The 18491-nt window shown below is 60.9% G+C and carries 15 protein-coding genes; 6 read left to right on the top strand and 9 right to left on the bottom strand.

The features are described from left to right. Positions 1-180: 180 nt before the first annotated feature. Positions 181-1320, bottom strand: coding sequence for a glycine oxidase ThiO (gene thiO / locus QD228_RS04315; protein ID WP_279874551.1), 1140 nt, complete (start codon positions 1318-1320; stop codon positions 181-183). Between the two features lie 194 nt (positions 1321-1514). On the opposite strand from thiO, the gene QD228_RS04310 reads away from it, so the two are divergent. Next, positions 1515-2630, top strand: coding sequence for an AAA family ATPase (locus tag QD228_RS04310; protein ID WP_279874550.1), 1116 nt, complete (start codon positions 1515-1517; stop codon positions 2628-2630). Then, positions 2627-4381: a cobalamin biosynthesis protein CobT gene (locus tag QD228_RS04305; protein WP_279874549.1), complete on the top strand. Its 1755-nt coding sequence runs from the start codon at positions 2627-2629 to the stop codon at positions 4379-4381. The genes QD228_RS04310 and QD228_RS04305 overlap by 4 nt, the downstream gene beginning before the upstream one ends. Before the next feature lie 106 nt (positions 4382-4487). Here QD228_RS04305 and QD228_RS04300 read toward each other — a convergent pair whose 3' ends face one another. Beyond that, positions 4488-5219: a hypothetical protein gene (locus QD228_RS04300; RefSeq protein WP_279874548.1), complete on the bottom strand. Its 732-nt coding sequence runs from the start codon at positions 5217-5219 to the stop codon at positions 4488-4490. A 551-nt stretch (positions 5220-5770) separates the two neighbouring features. Here QD228_RS04300 and QD228_RS04295 point away from each other — a divergent pair. Both QD228_RS04295 and QD228_RS04290 read left to right on the top strand, forming a co-directional pair. Then, positions 5771-6367 carry a mobilome CxxCx(11)CxxC protein gene (locus tag QD228_RS04295; protein WP_279874547.1) on the top strand — a complete coding sequence of 199 codons (597 nt, stop codon included), beginning with the start codon at positions 5771-5773 and terminating at the stop codon, positions 6365-6367. Then, on the top strand, positions 6364-6633 hold the full coding sequence (locus QD228_RS04290) for a hypothetical protein (protein ID WP_279874546.1): 270 nt from the start codon (positions 6364-6366) through the stop codon (positions 6631-6633). The genes QD228_RS04295 and QD228_RS04290 overlap by 4 nt, the downstream gene beginning before the upstream one ends. A 79-nt stretch (positions 6634-6712) precedes the next feature. Here the strand turns inward: QD228_RS04290 and pta are convergent, their stop codons facing one another. Then, positions 6713-7732 (bottom strand): phosphate acetyltransferase, encoded by a 1020-nt coding sequence (gene pta / locus QD228_RS04285; protein WP_279874544.1) that lies wholly within the window; start codon positions 7730-7732, stop codon positions 6713-6715. 153 nt (positions 7733-7885) lie between these two features. After that, positions 7886-9706 (bottom strand): sulfoacetaldehyde acetyltransferase, encoded by a 1821-nt coding sequence (gene xsc, locus QD228_RS04280; protein WP_255304435.1) that lies wholly within the window; start codon positions 9704-9706, stop codon positions 7886-7888. A gap of 253 nt (positions 9707-9959) precedes the next feature. Between xsc and QD228_RS04275 the strand changes: the two genes are divergently transcribed. Beyond that, entirely contained in the window at positions 9960-10811 is an 852-nt protein-coding gene (locus QD228_RS04275; RefSeq protein ID WP_077374914.1) for an IclR family transcriptional regulator, read from the top strand. A 172-nt stretch (positions 10812-10983) separates the two neighbouring features. Beyond that, positions 10984-11868 (top strand): DMT family transporter, encoded by an 885-nt coding sequence (locus QD228_RS04270; protein ID WP_176493451.1) that lies wholly within the window; start codon positions 10984-10986, stop codon positions 11866-11868. A gap of 167 nt (positions 11869-12035) precedes the next feature. Here the strand turns inward: QD228_RS04270 and QD228_RS04265 are convergent, their stop codons facing one another. The 5 genes from QD228_RS04265 to QD228_RS04245 form a co-directional block, all read right to left on the bottom strand. Then, entirely contained in the window at positions 12036-13925 is a 1890-nt protein-coding gene (locus QD228_RS04265; protein WP_176493452.1) for a dihydroxyacetone kinase subunit DhaK, read from the bottom strand. A gap of 236 nt (positions 13926-14161) precedes the next feature. Then, positions 14162-15349, bottom strand: coding sequence for a diguanylate cyclase (locus QD228_RS04260; protein ID WP_279874539.1), 1188 nt, complete (start codon positions 15347-15349; stop codon positions 14162-14164). Positions 15350-15623: 274 nt separating this feature from the next. Further along, a complete protein-coding gene (locus tag QD228_RS04255) occupies positions 15624-16328 on the bottom strand; it encodes a glutathione S-transferase (RefSeq protein ID WP_279874537.1) in 705 nt (234 codons plus the stop codon). Between the two features lie 85 nt (positions 16329-16413). After that, positions 16414-16701 carry an HlyU family transcriptional regulator gene (locus QD228_RS04250; protein WP_307722815.1) on the bottom strand — a complete coding sequence of 96 codons (288 nt, stop codon included), beginning with the start codon at positions 16699-16701 and terminating at the stop codon, positions 16414-16416. Between the two features lie 342 nt (positions 16702-17043). After that, positions 17044-18306 (bottom strand): argininosuccinate synthase, encoded by a 1263-nt coding sequence (locus QD228_RS04245; protein ID WP_255303132.1) that lies wholly within the window; start codon positions 18304-18306, stop codon positions 17044-17046. Between the last annotated feature and the right edge of the window lie 185 nt (positions 18307-18491).

Raw genomic sequence — 18491 nt, 5'->3', positions numbered from 1 at the left:
GAGCGTGTCGTTTGAGCAAGGGCATCAGCGATCGCTGCGCCATGCCCCGAGACTACGCCCCTGCCATCACTGCCCTTTAGCACCAGTTGGCGGCCAGCGATTGGGCCAGTTGGCGCCATTGCGGCGTGCCTGGTGCCAACTGGACCCATCGTCCCCGCAAGCCCGCACGAGACAGCGGGGTCAACTCGCCAGAGCGGTGGCGATCTCGACTCCCGGCGGCGTGAAAGCCTGAGCCGACATGAAGCTCTCGCGGCCCAGCAGAATGTCACTGAGCAGACGCGTGGCAGCCGGCGCCAGCACCAGGCCGTTACGGTAGTGGCCCGCATTCACGTAGAGGCCGTGAAGGCCCGGTACCGCACCGATGAAGGGTGTGCCATCCGGCGTGCCCGGGCGCAGGCCCGCCCAGTGATGCTCCGGTTCAAGCTCGCCGAGTGCTGGCAGAATGCTCGCAGCGCTGGCATGCAGTGACTCGCGTGCCTCTAAGGTGGTGGACTTGTCGAAGTCCTGATGCTCCAGCGTCGAGCCAATCAGAATCCGCCCATCGGCGCGCGGAATCACGTAGCGCCCATCGCACAGCACCACCCGCGACAGCAGCGGGTCTTCCACGCGGCAAAGCCCCGCCGCCACCGGATTGAACACCATCATCTGGCCCTTCACCGGACGCACCGGCAGCAGTACACCGGCCGCGGCCAACAGCCTGCCGCTCCAGGCGCCGCCACATACCACGACGTTGTCTGCGCTGATGGTCTCATCAACCAGCCGTGCGCCCGTGACGCGGTGATCCGCGCCGATCATCAGCTCCTGCACCTCGCAGCCTTCGCGCACCTCGACACGCACATGCGCCAGCAGACGCGCACGCAGCGCCTGTCCGAGGCGCGGATTGCGGATACTGCCCAGCGTCGGCATCCACAGCGCCTGCTGATGGCCCGCCGCCAGATGCGGCTCGCGCGCGTAGAGCGCCTCCCGCTCGATCACCTCCAACGGCTTGTGCTGGGTGCGTGCCCAGTCCAGCGCCAGTGCCTCATCCTCCACCCGCAGGTAGATCAAGCCCTTCTGGCGGTATTCGGGGTCGATGCCGGTGGCCTCCTTGAGCGCCTCGGCAAGCCTGGGGTATTCGCCTTCTGACCAGCGTGACAGCGACGAGATGGCACTCGAGTAGCGCCACGGATACAGCGGCGAGACGATGCCGCCCCCGGCCCACGACGCCTCGCGCCCGCATTGGCCGCGCTCCAGCAGCGTGACCGTCTGGCCGGCCTCGGCCAGCTGCCACGCCATCATCATGCCCATCACGCCGCCACCAATGATCAGGGTATCGCTCATCTGCCTTGCTCCTGCGGGGGAATGAACAATCACAAATCTCATATTTCGATACGATTTGCATTATTTTTAGAAACAAAGCTATATTCAAGCCATTGCCGCTGCCCGGTTTCCTGCGTCTCCGTGACAGGTCTGCCGACCTCCCCGATACAGGTCTGCCTGGCAGCCACCGACAAGAATGACGAGGGAGACACCCCGTGAGCGACGCCACCTTGACGCCTTCCAGCAGTGATGAAAGCTCTGTCAGTGATAGAAACCCTGCCAGCGATGCAAACCCTGCCACCTCTGCCGAGCAGCCCCTGCCCGCCGGCCATTTGCAGCCCACTGAGCTGCGCGGCGTGCGCGAGCTGTTCGGCATCGACAGTGATCTCAAGGTGCCGGTCTTTCTGGAGCGCGACGCCCACGTGCCGGAAATTGATGACGCCTATCGCTTCAATCCCGATGTCACCCTCGCCATCCTCGCCGGCTTCACCAACAACCGTCGCGTGATGGTTCAGGGCCTGCATGGCACCGGCAAATCGACCCATATCGAGCAGATCGCCGCGCGCCTCAACTGGCCGTGCCTGCGCGTCAATCTCGATGGCCATGTCAGCCGGCTGGATCTGGTCGGCAAGGACGCCATCGTGATTCGCGACGGCGTGCAGGTCACCGAATTCCAGGAAGGCATCGTGCCGTGGTCACTCACTCGCCCCATCGCGCTGATCTTCGATGAGTACGATGCCGGCCGCCCGGACGTGATGTTCGTCATCCAGCGCATTCTGGAGCGCGACGGCCACTTCACCCTGCTGGACCAGAACCGCGTGATTCGCCCGCACCCGCAGTTCCGGCTGTTCGCCACCGCCAATACCGTGGGGCTGGGCAATCAGGATGGGCTCTATCACGGCACCCAGCTGCTCAACCATGCGCAGATCGACCGCTGGAACATCGTCGCCAAGCTGGATTACCTGCCGCGTGATGAGGAAGTGAAGATCGTGCTGGCCCGCGTGCCCGCCAAGGACAACGAGCGTGGCCAGGCGCTGATTCGCGCGATGGTCGCGGTGGCGGACCTCACCCGCAAGGGCTTCGCCAATGGTGATCTGTCGAGCCTGATGTCGCCGCGTACCGTGATCACCTGGGCGGAGAACTGCGAGATCTTCCGCAACCCGGCGCTGGCCTTCCGCCTCTCCTACCTCAACAAGTGCGATGAGCATGAGCGCCCGCTGGTCGCCGAGTTCTATCAGCGCTGCTTCGCCAGGGAGCTTGAGGAATCCGCGGCGCTGATGGAGAGCGATCTGATGAGTGAACAGGACATCGACAAGGGAGCCCGGGCATGAGTGCGGCCCAGCAGGTACGCCGTCGTCAGCAGTATCTCGAGGAGCTTGCGGCGGCGAGTCTCGGGGCACTCAGCGGTCAGGCCGGCTGGGCCTATCGAGGGCGGCGCCTGAGTCGGCATGCGCAGGCGCTGCCACTGCGCACGCCGCATCTGCGCCTTGAGGAGGATGACTGCACGCTCGACAACTATCGCGCGGTCAGCGATGCCATCGCGCTGCGCCTGCTCCACACCGACGAGGCGCTGCATCTGGCGGCGCGCCCGGCGCTGCCGGAAACCCGTCTGATCTATGACCTGCTTGAGCAGCTGCGCGTCGAGGCGCTGGTCGATCCTGACATGCCCGGCGTGAAGGAAAATCTGGCGCGGCGCTTCACCGACTGGTGCCTGGCCTTCTATCACGCGGGCCTGACCGAGACGAGCAGCGGCATCCTGATCTACAGCGTCATCCAGTCGTGCTGGTCGCGCCTGATGGCCTGTGCGGTGATCCACGAGACGGAGGATTACATCGAGACGACGCGCGCCTCCTTCTATCAGGCGCTGGGCGCTGACATGGCGGGGCTGAGACGCACGCGTTTCGATCAGGCGGCCTATCAGCAGCATGCGCTGAACATCAGCCTGTGGTTGGAGCAGGAGTTGGCCGAATCACTGGAGGAGCAGGACGGCGAGGAGGATGACGAGCCAGAGGCCAGTCAGCGCTTCGCGCTGTTTCTGGAAAACGAGGATGAGGAAGCGAGCCTGCTCGAGGAGCAGGCGGCATCGCAGCTGCCGAGCCATCGGCGTGGCGCGCCGGAGGAATTGCTGCCCTATCAGGTGTTCACCACGGCCTATGACCGCGAGCTGGAACCGGCCAGGCGCATGCGCGCGGCCCTGCTCGACGAGTATCGTCAGGCGCTGGATACGCGTCTGGCGGAACAGAAGATCAACGTCCGGCGCCTGGCACGTCAGCTGGCGCGTCATTTCAGCTCGCCGCAGCGTGAGGGCTGGCACTTCGGGGAGGAGGAAGGAATCATCGATGGGCGGCGGCTGAGTCAGGTGATTTCCTCGCCGGCCGAGCGGCGGGTCTTCCAGCGCGAGCGCTGGGTGCCCGAGGCCAGTGCGCAGGTCAGTTTCCTGATCGATTGCTCCGGTTCGATGAAGGTGCATGGCGAGGCGGTGGCGATGCTGATCGAGATACTCACCCGCGCGCTCGACATGGCCGGTGTGCCCACCGAGGTGCTCGGCTTCACCACTGGCGCCTGGAATGGCGGCCGCGCCCTGAAGGACTGGCGACGCGCCGGCAAGCCCACACGTCCGGGTCGCCTGAATGAAGTGCAGTATCTGGTCTTCAAGCCCGCCTCACTGGCGTGGCGACGTGCGCGCCGCAACTTCGGCGCCCTGCTCAAGGCCGATCTCTACCGCGAAGGCGTGGATGGCGAAGCCGTGCAATGGGCCTGCTCACGGCTCGCGGACAACACTCCTGCAGACGAAGGCGCGCGCCGTCTGCTGGTCGTCATCTCCGATGGCAGCCCCTGTGACAGCGCCACCAATACCGCCAATGACGAGCACTACCTCGACAGCCACCTCAAGCAAGTCGTCGCGCAACAGACCCGCTCCGGCCGCCAGGCCATCCTCGGCCTCGGCGTCGGGCTGGACCTCAGCGCCTACTACCCCAACCAGCTGATCATCGACCTCGAACGCACCCTCGACAACGCCCTCGCCGATGAAATCGTTTATCACATGGCGCTGGCGTGTCGGCATCAGGGGATGAAAAAGTAGCAATAGAAATTCACCAACAACAATTTTGGCGCTAGATTTTTAGCTTATAGCTACCCAAAATCTAGTACCGATCCCTAACACAAAATATCTACTAAAGCTTTCCAAATCACTTTATTGCCAATATAAGTTTATCACTCCGTTTTTTATTCTTCTCCATAGCTTTAAATTTGCTAAAATCTTCCAATATTTTCATATAACACTCATACGTACACAAAACCTCATCTATCACTCGTTTTTCTATAGCTAGCCTATTATCTGAGTCATATAAGTCCCAAACACTCTTACCGTCTTCGAATTTTCTCTCCGGAAGATATTTCTGTAGTATAGTCTTTTTTGATTTGGGATACATAAACCTATTGGCATTATTGAAAACCCCAATAGACAATTGAGATAGATCAATTGCTCTGAGAGCATTTTGAAAATAAAAAGCCTCCGCATTAGAAATTAAACAGTGCTTCTTAAACAATTCAAAAAGGATAGGCACATCAGATGATGAAATGCCTATGCCACATAACACAGGCGACACTTTCCCTTGATGGGCACTATAAACAATATCATAAGAGCTCTTAATCAAGCTATATATAGACTTCAAGAGCTCTTTTTCAGACTCGTGATCCCATAACCATAGAGATTCTACTTTACCGCTATCAACCTTACTATTATGATCAAAGTCTTTCTGAGGATTTGCAACTAAAAAACTACCGCCCAATAACTTATGATCATCATGCCAAGGATTATAGCAAAATCCTTTCTTATTTCGCCCCTCTAAGGGCACATAGAACTCAAGATCAAAAAATATAACACGACATTTATGCAGCTTAATTCTGAAATTACTCATGGCATCCCTTATATCAAAATTATTATCTCCCATGAAGACTTAAAAGTCACACAAATTGAACGCAAAGTCAATCCCAGATCAACATAAGAGAGAATCAAACAATACAATCAAACATGACCACAACTACCCAGCATAAATATAGATCACCCTAAACTTTCCCCTACAATGTTTAAACGCGCTAAAGCAAAAAGGTAGGGTAAAGTTACCTGCTAACAAAATTATTCAAAACAATATTCTCATTATATTTATTTATGCGTAGATACTAAACGCACAAATGATAGAAACATCGGTTCATTCGACTAACGAGGTTGTCACTCACCAGCCCCACTTACAACCTAGCTTATGACTTCACTGCTAGACTAAAGTTCAGCACCACTCGCCTCAACAAATCAGTCAATATATCCAACCGCTATCGATGTATCACACTGTCTAAATTAGAGATGCGAAAATTTATTTTTCATCTATAATGAATTAATCACAAAAACAATTTTTGCAACACCAAATATAGTACTATACTACCAAAACTAATTGATAGGTTTGGAATTATTATAATGACACTCCCAGAAGCATCATATAAAGAGAAATGCGAAGAAGTTATTTTTTATTCTTTTGGTACCATATTCATACTTAAAAACAAAAAGAAGAAATACTCAAAAATAACAACCATCATACTGTTACTAGGGATAATTGTACCTATATTAAGCTACTCACTATTATTAATATCAGATAGTGACTCATTACAAACAACTGAGGCACTGAAGCTTTTATTCTATATCTTAGGCATAATTCAAGTTGTGGCTTCGGTAATTTCATTAGCATATAAATGGGAGGACAAAAAAACACATGCTGATAAAGCCATTGAGAAGAATTTAGAACTTCATAACAAAGCCAAAGATCTTCAAGACTCTGACATAAGCACAACTAAACAAGAAATAATAAGACTATGGAATGATTACAACCATCAAGAGAAACTAGATATTGGAGTTATTTCAGTATCACGAAAAGAGGAAAAATCAGCCATGAGTCATACCTTATATAATCTTAGCTTAAACTGTGCAAAGTGTGATAGAACACCGCCAAGGGCATCACTACCTTATTTCGGGTGTAAATGTGATTGTTGTGGACAAAAGATAAAGGGGAGATTATGAGCAGAGAAAAATTACTAAAAGCTCTTGAAGCTTATAATAAACTCAGCAGAATTGAGCAGAAACTATTTTGGATAGAAATAAGAAAAAGAAGCTCAAAACAAATAAAATCAACTTCTCCGAGCATTGCTTTACAACAAAAAATAGGGAAAAGTGAAACGCGTCATGGGACTATGTCATATAGTGGTGTCGACCCTAAAGGAGCTACTATTAATTTTGGCCCAAAACCTAGAAAGAATACTGATAACGATGATAAACCACAAGAATAAAACACGTTAGCTATATATTATAATATACGGCAGATTTTCTATCTGCCGTATTTGCTACGTAATGTATCATCAAGAAGATTCAGCCTTGCGGGGTACGTTGCTGCGCCTGAACAACAGTGACCGCAATGACATTGAGGATGTCGGCGGTGGAGCAGCCGCGCGAGAGGTCGTTGGCGGGTTTGGCAAGGCCCTGGAGCAGCGGGCCGATGGCTTCTGCGCCGCCGATGCGTTCGGCGAGCTTGTAGCCGATATTGCCGGCTTCCAGATTGGGGAACACCAGCACGTTGGAGGTGCCTTTGACGCGGGAGGTGGGCAGCTTGCGCTCGGCGATTTCCGCCACGATGGCGGCGTCGAGCTGCACGTCTTCATCGATGGCGATATCCGGGCGTTGCTCGCGTACCCGATGCGCGGCCTGCACCACCTTGTCCACCGAGGCGTGATGCGCGCTGCCATTGGTGGAGAACGACAGCATCGCCACCCGCGGGTCTTCCCCGAGCAGGGCCTGGGCGCTGTCGGCGGCGGCCAGCGCGATCTGCGACAGCTCCTCAGCGTCGGGGTCGATCACCAGCCCGCAGTCCGAGAAGATCATGCCGCCCTTCAGGTTGTGGAACGGCTTGCACAGCATCATCAGAAAGAAGCTGGAGACCAGCTTGCTGCCCGGCGCCAGGCCCAGTAACTGGATGGCGCTGCGCACCACATCGGCGGTGGTATTCACCGCCCCCGCCACCGAGCCATCCGCCAGCCCTTCGCGCACCAGCATGTTGGCGAACGTCAGCGGATCACGAATCTTCTCGGCGGCCTGCTCCGCCGTCATGCCCTTGGCCGCGCGATGCGCGTGCAGCGCCTCGGCAAGCCTGGCGGTGTGCTCGCAGGTGGCGGGGTCGATCAGCTCACAGCTTTCCAGCGAGCCATCCTCGAGCCCGGCTTCTCTGGCGGTGGCGGCGATGACGGTCGGGTCGCCCACCAGCATCACCTGCGCCAGGCCCTGCTCCGCCGCGCTCACCGCCGCCTGCACCACCCGCATGTCCTGCCCTTCGCAGAGCACGATACGGCGCGGGTCTGCCTTGGCCCGCGCCAGAATGTTGTTGAGTGCCTTCATGTCTGTCTCCTCGCTGCCCCTGCAGGCAGCCGACACATCCAAAAAGCCCCGGACATCAGAAATGGCCGGGGCAAGGGAGAGGTTCCGTCTAGCTTGCGTGTTGCGCCATGTTCGCTTGCGCGCCTGTCCACTCAGGCGCGCAAGGGCCGGGCGTTACACGTAATCCTGATACTTCTCGAGCAGACGCACCGGCTTCTTGAGGGCGTCGCGGCGGAACGGGTCGCCCAGTTCGCGGGTACACATCACCTCGATGACGCAGGTCTTGCCGTCGTTCATCTGCATGTCGATGGCCTTCTTGAGCGCCGGGCCCACATCTTCCAGACGGTCAACGGTGATGCCTTCAGCGCCCATGGAGCGTGCGATCTCGGCGAAGCTCTGGTTGTCCAGCTCACCGGCGACGAAGCGACGGTTGTAGAACTCGACCTGGTTCTTCTTCTCGGCGCCCCACTGACGGTTGTGGAAGACGACGGCGGTGACCGGAATGTCGTGACGCACGGCGGTCATGATTTCCATCAGGCTCATGCCCCAGGCGCCGTCACCGGCGTAGGCGATGGCCGGACGTTCCGGCGCGGCGGTCTTGGCACCCATGATGGTCGGCAGAGCGTAGCCGCAGTTGCCGAAGCTCATCGGGGCGAAGAAGCTGCGCGGCTTGTCGAAGCGCAGGTAGCTATGGGCCACGGAATTGATGTTGCCGATGTCGGTGGAGACCATGACATCTTCCGGCATGGCCTTTTCCAGCTCGCGCAGGACCTGACGCGGGTGCAGGTATTCTCCGCCGGAGAACGGCTTCTCGTCCTTGGCCTCGTCGATGGCGTCGAGGCTGAAGGCGTCCTTCTCGTGGGTCCACTCGTCAAGCTCGGCTTCCCAGGCGGCCTTCTCTTCGCGGATGGTGCTGAGGCGCGAATCCTTGGTGGCATCGCATTCCAGATTGCGACCGGACAGGCGCTCGGTCAGGGCGATGGCCGCTTCACGCGCGTCACCGCAGATGCCGACGGAGATCTTCTTCACCAGGCCCAGCATCTTGTGGTCGGCGTCGATCTGGATGATCTTCGCGTCCTTCGGCCAGTAGTCCATGCCGTGCTGCGGCAGGGTACCGAACGGCCCGAGACGCGTGCCCAGCGCGATGACGACATCGGCCTGGGAGATCAGCTTCATGCCCGCCTTGGAGCCCTGATACCCGAGCGGACCACACCACAGCGGGTGGCTGGCCGGGAAGGAATCGTTGTGCTGGTAGCTGTTGACCACCGGCGCGCCGAGACGCTCTGCCAGTGCCTTGCACTCCTCGACGCCATCCGCCATCACCACACCGCCACCGGAGACGATGACCGGGAACCTGGCGCTGGCCAGCAGCTCGGCTGCCTCATCCAGACTCTTGCTGCCACCCGGGCCACGGTCCACGCGTGCCGGCTTCGGAATCTCGCACTCGATCTCGCCGTAGAAGTAGTCACGCGGAATGTTGAGCTGGGTCGGGCCCATCTCGGACATGGCGCGATCGAAGCAGCGGCCGGTGTATTCCGCCATGCGCGACGGGTGGGTGACGTGGCCCTGGTACTTGGTGAATTCCTGGAACATCGGCAGCTGCTTGCATTCCTGGAAGCCGCCCAGGCCGATGCCGGTGGTGCCGGCTTCCGGGGTGACGATGACCACCGGGCTGTGCGCCCAGTAAGCGGCCGCGATGCCGGTGACGCAGTTGGAGATGCCCGGGCCGTTCTGGCCGATGACCATGCCATGACGGCCGGAGACACGCGCATAGCCGTCGGCCATGTGAGCGGCGCCCTGCTCATGCACCACCGGGATCAGACGGATGCCGGCCGGCGCGAAGATGTCCATCGCATCCATGAAGGCGGAACCCATGATGCCGAACATGTCGGTGACGCCATTGGCGACCATGGTTTCCACGAAAGCCTCGGAGGGCGTCATCTTCTGCTTGCCCTGCACGACCTTGCGGTTGTCTGCGCTGTCTTGAGTGCTCATGGCGTCTCCAACTATCAATTTTATGTTTATTGGTACATTTAGTTCCGATTACCGAAACATGTGACCAAAATTAGCCCTCACCATGGCGCTCGTCAAGCTAGATTTCATAAAATGATAGAAAACGTGTCTTTTTTAGAAACTTCTTCCGTCCTATGGAGTACTGTTAAAGTAGGCACAGCAACGCAAGGCACTGACGGGCCGAGCGTTTCGGCGCCACACTGCCCAGCGCACGGATTGAAGGAGGGAATAGCCCATGAACAGTGCCACCCAGCCCCAGGCAAGCCTGCCGCGTGCCAGCAAGGACGCTGACAAGGACACCGGCAAGGAAGGCAGCAAGATAGAAGGCGATACGCCCGCCCAGCGTCTGCTGGCGCTGCTGGAGGTGATCGCCGCCAAGGATCAGTTCTTCACGCTGCAGGGACTGGTGGAAGAGACCGGCCTGCCCAAGCCGACGCTGCATCGCATGCTCCAGCAGCTGGAAGGCAGCGGCATGCTGCAGCGCGAGGCGGACAACCGCCATTACAGCAAGGGCAGCCGTCTGCGCCGTCTGGCGGAGAACCTGCTGCTCAACGACACCGTGCAGGGCGCGCGCCACGGCGTGCTCAGCCGGCTGATGGAAGAGGTGGGGGAAAGCTGCAACATCACCGCGCTGTCGGGCAGCGAGGTGCTGTATCTGGATCGCGTCGAGACCCAGGCGCCGCTGCGCTTCTATCTGCATCCCGGTTCCCGGGTGCCGGTGCATTGCTCCGCCAGCGGCAAGCTGTTTCTGGCCCAGATGCCGCCCGCCCAGCGCCGCCGCCTGCTCAAGGGCACACCGCTGAACGCGATGACGCGCAATACCCTGACCGACATCGACTCCGTCGAGGCCGAGATCGAGCAGGTCCGCCGGCAAGGCTATGCACTCGATGATGAGGAATTCCTCCCCGGGCTGGTGTGCATCGCGGTGCTGGCACCCAACCCGGACGGGCCCTCCAACATCGGCGTGGCGATCCAGGCGCCGGTGATGCGTCAGTCGCGCGAGGACATGCTCAAGCATCTGCCGGCACTGGAACGCGCCGCTCGGGACATCGCCGCCATCCAGCGTGGGGCGATTCCGTCCTCCTGAGGCCAGCGGGCTGGGCTTGGGCTGATGCTGGCTGATGCTGGCTGATGCTGGCTGGGGCTGGGCTGAAGCTCGGCAGAAGCTGGACAGCGACAGACACAAGGTCGTGCTTCCCGTGATGCGCGTGAGGGGCTAGCCTAGCGGACTGCCTTCCACACGCCACGTCGAGAACACCATGTCCGCCAGCGATGCCTTGCGTCTTGTCCTGCTGTCCACCCTGTGGGGCATGTCTTTCATCTTCATGCGCGTGGCCGCGCCAGAATTCGGCCCGACCACATTGATTCTGCTGCGCATGGGCATCGGCGCGCTGGTGCTGGCCCCGCTGCTGCTGGGCGCGGGCCGCCTGAAGATGCTGTGGGAACACAAGGGCTCGCTTGCGGTGCTGGGCCTGACCAGTCAGGCACTGCCCTTCTGCCTGCTGGCGCTGGCCACCACCCAGCTGGAGGCCGGCTTCACCTCGCTGATCAACGCCACCACGCCACTGTTCACCGCGCTGCTGGGCATGGCGCTGTTCGCCACGCCGATCCAGAAGCAACAGTATCTGGGACTGGCCGTGGCCTTCAGCGGGGTCTATGTGCTGTCGAGTGACCGCCTCGATTTCCAGCTCGGCGGCGATGGCTGGTTCATCCTCGCCGCCCTGGGGGCGACCTTCTGCTATGGCTTCGCCTCCAATTTCTCGCGCCAGCGCCTGAGTCACCTGCCCTCACCGGTGCTGGCCGCGGGCAGCTCGCTGATGTCGTCCCTGCTGTTGCTGATTCCGGGCCTGTGGATGTGGCCGCAGGCCAGCGTCAGCCTGGAGGCCTGGGGCAGCGCCATCGCGCTGGCGGTACTCAGCACCAGCCTCGCCTTCCTGATCTTCTTCCGCCTGCTGGCCAGCGCCGGCGCCACCGCGACCACTTCCGTCACCTTCCTGGTACCGGTCAGCGCCCTGCTGTGGGGCAACATGCTGCTCGATGAGGTGATCGATGCGCGCATCCTCACCGGCATGGGCATCACCCTGCTGGGCACCGCCATCGCCACCCGTCTGATTCGCCTGCCGACTCGCCAGAAAGTCGCCTGACGGCTGCCGTGCAATGCCAGAAGGCCCGCCCCTGAACGTGAGGTTCATGGGCGGGCCTTCTGGTTTATAGGGCTTCTGGTTTATAGGGCTTTTGGTCTATGGGGCTTTGGCTTCATGAGCGTTGTGGGTCTGGGGAGTTCAGACGCGGGTCATTCGGGTCAATCGAATCAGCCCGCCGCTTCCTCGGCGGCGTCCGCCAGCGCTTCGAAGACACGCGCCACGGCTTCCGCGCCCGGGTCGTTGTGGCCGACCAGATGGGCGGCGGGCACATAGGCGGAGCGTCCGGCCCGTGCCTTGGCCATCTCCGCGGTGGCATCCGCTCCCTGGCGGGCGGCGCGTGCCATCGCGGCCCAGTCGATGCGCTCGCCCTGCACCGACGCCTGCTGCTCACCCTGCACCGACGCCTGCAGTGCGTCCAACGCCGGCAGCAGTGCATCCAGCAGGCTGCGGTCCCCGCGCACAGCGCCGCCGTAATGCTGCATCCGCCCCACGCCGTGATCGAGCGCCTCATGCCAGCGCTGCCCCAGCGAGGCAGGTGCACGGGCGTCTGCCTCGCTGGCTTGCGTCTTCCACCGCGTCGCCGCCGCGGTGAACAGGGTCGAGAGCAGCACGCCACTGGAACCGCCCATGCCGTAGGCCAGCTGCTTGCCGATGGAGGTCATCAGCTCGCCACTGTCACCACAGGCCAGCTCACAGTCCTCCAGCGCTTCCAGCACGGCACGGGCACCGCCGGCAAAGGTGGTGCCGGTATCCCCGTCCCCGCTGATGGCATCGAGACGATCGAGATCCACCTCACTGGCCAGCAGGACTTCCAGCACAGCACGCAGCCGCTGCTCGACCTGAGGGTCGCCCGGCAGCGCTACCCTCGCCCGGCCTTCCCGGGCAGCACGCGCCTGGCAATCGGCCTTGGCTCGGGCGCGCTCGGCAAGCGTGGAGGCGTCTTGAACAGCGCGTCCCCCCTCCTGACGAGGCGTGAAATGCGCCAGCGGCACCACCCGCTGAACACCGGGCCAGGCACGCGGCGCACAGCGGGCGTCCAGTGCCTCTTCCAGCAAGCCGTCCAGCGGCAACAGCGTCAGCGAGAAGCCGTGCATGTCCAGTGAGGTCATCAGCGGCTGCGGCCCCACCACGGCGTGAATGCCCAGCGCCTTGAGCGACGGATGCGCCAGCGCCTCGTCGAGCAGGACCGCGCGCTCCAATGCCGAGCAGCCACCCAGATCATTGATCATCAGCAGATGGCCGGTGGCGGGCAAGTCACCCCCGGCCTCCTTGCGCGAGTGCCCCTGTATCAGCGCCGCCACTACCTGATCCATCAGGGCATGCACGTCGCAATCTCCGGCGTGGCTGCCGAACTCCAGCGTGGTGGCGCCCGGCTCGCCATGAATGCCGAGTCCCAGCTCCGGCGCGCGTGGCTCACGCGGCTTGCCGGGATGACGCCCGACATCGAGTGCCATGCCCAGGGTCGAGCAGCTGTCCGCCACCCGGCGCGCCACGGCGGTGACCTCCTCGAGATCCGCGCCGCCTGCCGCCAGTGCCCCGGCGATCTTGTGGACCAGCAAGGTGCCAGCCAGCCCGCGCGGCTGCGGGTTGTCAGGCAGCGCCACATCATCGGCGACGATGACCATCTCGACCTTGAGTCCTTCCTGACGTGCCCGTTCGGCCGCCAGACCGAAATTGAGGCGGTCTCCGGTGTAGTTCTTGACGATCAACAGGGTCCCCGCGTCACCGGTCACCTCTCTGAGCGCCGCGAGCACCGCCTCCACCGTCGGTGAGGCGAACAGCTCGCCACATACCGCCGCGGTGAGCATGCCGGCCCCGACGAAGCCGGCATGCGCGGGCTCATGCCCGGAACCCCCGCCGGAAATCAGCGCGACCTGATCGCGCTGCCAGTCATCGCGCACCACCAGGCGCATGCCGCTGTCCGGCGCGGACAGACGCAGGCCGCTGCCATCGGGGTGCTGCAACTGGGCACTGCCGGAAAGCGCCGCGCCGATGATATCGCCCGACTGATGGAAGAACTGATTGACGCACTGTCGGCCTGTCTCGTTGTGACTCATCCTTCACTCCTTGAGGACCCTCGCCCTGCTGGTGACATGACGCCTGTTATCTCTCTGCCAGTGTCAGTCAACCATTGCCCATGCGGGATTGCCATCCGACATGACGATCAGTCCCGAGGCAGACAGAGACGACAGGGCGATACCGAGCTGACAGAAGCTCCGAGATGTCAGAAGTTCTGAGAGGCAGTGATAGCACAAGCAGATGGCAATGCGGCGTCAGCCTGCCATCCGCGCTGTCACTCGTCGATGACCGGGCGGGGGGCGGGGTCACGCGCAGGTGTGAGGGGGGTGGCGCTGTCTGCGCGTGTCGCGGCGGAGGCCTGGGCCAGGGTGTCCAGCGGCGAGGCGACGGGAATCTCGGGAGGCAGACGCGGGGAGGTGCCGGCGGCGTGACGCGCTCTGGAGGAAGAGTCCTGCAAAGCGCTGATACGGGGCGCCTCGCCATGCCGCAAGGGGGCATGCAGATGGTAGCCGTGCTTGCCGCTGCGCTTGACGCGATACATCGCCTGATCGGCATATTCCAGTGCGGTCGCGAAGTTGCCGTTGGCGTCTCGGCCGAAGCAGATCCCGATGCTCAGACCGATGCTGGCCTGCCCCGTGCTGATCTCGAGGGGCTGGCCGAAGCGTGCCAGCCAGCGCCGCACGATCATCTCGATACGCGCCGGTGTCATGCGCGGCAGCTGGAACAGGAACTCATCCCCACCGAAGCGCGCGGCCAGGTGGTGATGGACGCCCAGATGATGCAGCTCTTCATTGAGACCGTGGGCGAGCAATACCAGCACTTCATCGCCAGCACGATGTCCCAGCGCATCATTGACCTGCTTGAAGCCATCCACGTCGATGAACAACAGCGCACTGTCGTCCGCCAGCTGGCGCTTGAACCAGCCATTGATGGCCTGGCGATTGGAAAGTCCCGTCAGTGCATCGGTGCTGGCCAGGGCATTGAGGCGAGTCTCGTAATCCTTCTCGTGGCTGATGTCGGTATGGGTGCCCAACAGCCGCAGCGCCTTGCCATTCGCGTCACGTTCGACGACTCGCCCCCTGTCCGCGACCCAGGTGATGCTGCCGTCTCGGGCCAGCATGCGATGCACCACCTGATAGACTTCGGTGCGCCCGGCGAGATGGTCCTCGAGATTGGCGAGCACCTCGTCGCGGTCTTCCGGGTGGAGGTGATCTCGCCAGACATCGAAATGAGCGTTCAACTCGCCGGGCTGATAACCCAGCATGCGCCCCCAGCGATAGTTGAAGATGGTGAGCTTGCCGGTGGGAACTTCCAGCTGCCAGAGACGCAGACCCGTGCCGTCGAGGGTCGACGACAACTTCTCCTCCAGACTCGCGACACGGCGCTCCAGACGTGCCTTGTCGCGCTCCATCTGCTGGATCGTGGCCTCAAGCGACTGCTCACGTAGACTCTTGCGTGTCATTCCCTCGTCCCCGGTTGACTCCCTGTCCCGCTACCCGTCACCCACCCGGATAGCCTCGCGGGGGAATCACATTCCCGATCCCCCGCGTGATGGCCCAGGCGACATCCCGATGTCGCACCACCTCGGCCTTTGCTGCCTGCATGCCGGTCTGCATGCCCTGTTCACACGCCCGGTCCACACGCCCTGTTCACATGCCCTGTTCACATGCCCTGTTCACATGCCCTGTCTGCGCAGGGGGGTGCAGGGGCGACGTGTCGCTCCGGTCGCTCGGGGATCAGAGGACCAGTTCGCCACCCTTGTCCACGGCGCGCTGGAAGGCGGCGCGCGCCCGGATGCGCGCCAGCCAGTCCTGAATGTTCGGATGATTCTTGAGCCCCTGACGCGTATCCAGCGCCTGGATCGGGAAGCTCATCTGGATATCGGCACCGGTCAGGGCGTCACCGGCAAGCCAGGGGCGACGTTCGAGACAGGTATCCATGTAGGTGAGGTGCGCCTTGATTTCCGGGCTGATGAACTTGTCATTGACTCCCTTGGCCAGCAGGCGGGCGACCGGACGGATCAACCACGGCACAGGAGGCTTGTCGAGACGCGAGAACACCAGCCTGAGCATCAGCGGCAGCATGGCGGAGCCTTCGGCGAAGTGCAGCCAGAAACGGTAATCGCGCTCGGCCTGAGTCCCGGGGGCAGGTCTGAGGTGGGCACTCTCCCCACTGCCCTGCGAGCCATAGACATCGATGAGGTATTCGATGATGGCGCCGGACTCCGCGACCACGACAGGTGCTCCCGTGTCACCGGACAGCGTGGTGTCGGTGATCACCGGCGCCTTGCCCAGCGGGTGGATGTCCTTGAGTGCCCGGGGCGCACGCATGCTCCCGGCGTCACGGGCATGGATTTCCAGGCGGTATTCCAGATTCAGCTCTTCCAACAGCCACAGAATGCGCTGCGAGCGTGAGTTTTCCAGATGGTGCACCGTGATCATGTCGTCTCCCTGAATCGTGCTTCCTGAACGCAGGCTTCGATGCCGAGTTCGACGAGGATACCCGCCGGGTACCCATCACGTCGGCTCAGCGTTCGAAGATCGTGTCGCCCAGATCATCGATGGTGCGTTTCGCCTTGAGCACGGTCAGCTCCACGGCGCCGTCTTCTCCCGGCACGGTGTCGGAGCGCTCGAAGCGATGCTCCAGCGTCTCGCCCCCTTCCAGTGGCTTGCGAATCACGCCGGAGACCCGGTACTGCCCTTCGTGCTTCTGTGGCATGGCCACGATGAGGTAACCATTGTATTCGACGGCCTCCGGTTCCTTGACCGGCGCAGGCTCGCCTGCGGAAAACAGTTTCTTGAGCATTCCCAGCATGTTGAAGGATCCTTCGGTGGCCGGCCTCTAGTGTCACCGGCATTCACCTGGAAAAAGTGAAAGAAATGAGAGTTTATGATGAGACCCTCAGCATGCCACGCCCCCGTGCCGGGGGAAATGCGACCTTCCCACCAGACACTAAGCCGCATGCCATCCGGGGCACGCGTACGGGCGTCGCGCTGGCCGCTTGCATGGCGCGGCTTGCATGGCACAGATGGCAGAACGCCGGCCCCGTCAGCAGTCCGGGGACTGCCACCAGGGCCGGCGTCTTGATGACCCGACAGACATCGTCATCGGGTCAGATGGGCAGGCGATCTCTCAGCATGCGCATCCGGTGATGCCTTACTCGATGCCACGTCCCTTGCTGGCCGCGATACGCAGGCGCAGGGAGTTCAGCTTGATGAAGCCGGCAGCGTCCTTCTGGTCGTAGGCGCCTGCATCGTCCTCGAAGGTCGCGATGGAGGCGTCGAACAGTGAATCCTCGGACTGACGACCCACGACGATGACGTTGCCCTTGTAGAGCTTGAGACGCACGACGCCGTTGACGACCTTCTGGGACTCATCGATGGCCGCCTGCAGCATGCGACGCTCCGGGCTCCACCAGTAGCCGTTGTACACAAGCTCAGCGTACTTGGGCATCATCTCGTCCTTCAGGTGAGCCGCTTCGCGGTCCAGGGTGATGGATTCGATGGCACGGTGAGCACGCATCATGATGGTGCCGCCCGGTGTTTCGTAGCAGCCACGGGACTTCATGCCGACATAACGGTTCTCGACGATGTCGAGACGGCCGATGCCGTTGGCGCCGCCGACCTTGTTCAGGTACTCGAGCACTTCGTGAGCGGCCATTTCCTTGCCATCGATGGCAGTGATGTCGCCCTTGGTGTAGGTCAGGTCGATGTAGGTCGCCTCGTTCGGCGCCTGCTCCGGGCTGACGCTCCAGCGCCACATCTCTTCTTCGCACTCGGTCCACGGGTCTTCCAGCACGCCACCTTCATAGGAGATGTGCAGAAGGTTCGCGTCCATGGAGTACGGCGACTTCTTCTTGTTCTTGGCGTAGTCGACTTCGATACCGTGCTGCTCGCAGTATTCCATCAACTTCTCGCGGGAGTTCAGGTCCCACTCACGCCACGGCGCGATGACCTGGATGCCCGGCTTCAGCGCGTAGGCGCCCAGCTCGAAACGCACCTGGTCGTTGCCCTTGCCGGTCGCACCGTGGGAGATGGCGTCAGCGCCGGTCTCGTTGGCGATCTCGACCAGGCGACGCGCGATCAGCGGACGTGCGATGGAGGTGCCCAGCAGGTACTCGCCTTCGTAGATGGCGTTGGCACGGAACATCGGGAAGACGTAATCGCGGACGAAGGTCTCGCGCAGATCCTCGATGTAGATCTCCTTCACGCCGAGGGCTTCCGCCTTGGCACGCGCCGGCTCGACTTCCTCGCCCTGACCGAGGTCAGCGGTGAAGGTCACGACTTCACAGTTGTAGGTTTCCTGCAGCCACTTGACGATGACTGAAGTGTCCAGGCCGCCGGAGTAGGCGAGAACGACCTTTTGCACGTCGGACATGCTTGACTCCTGAGTTGATGCTTGTAGTTCCCGCGATGCCACCGCCCGAGGACGGGGACGCAGGTGGGGATGGATCGTACGGTCGCGAGGAAGGCCTGCCCAGCAGGTGGCCGCCCGTTGCCACTCGAATCACGATGTGGGGCCGATTATAGCGAGGCTGGCACCTCACCGATACTGCTGACAGGCGCTGTCATGGGCAGAACGGGACCTGGCGTCCCCCTGCCGGG

It is taken from the genome of Cobetia sp. 3AK (assembly GCF_029846335.1).
Classification (GTDB): Bacteria; Pseudomonadota; Gammaproteobacteria; order Pseudomonadales; family Halomonadaceae; genus Cobetia; species Cobetia marina.
The sequence above is the reverse complement of the archived record's forward strand: the minus strand, read 5'-3'. Positions and strand labels throughout refer to the sequence as shown.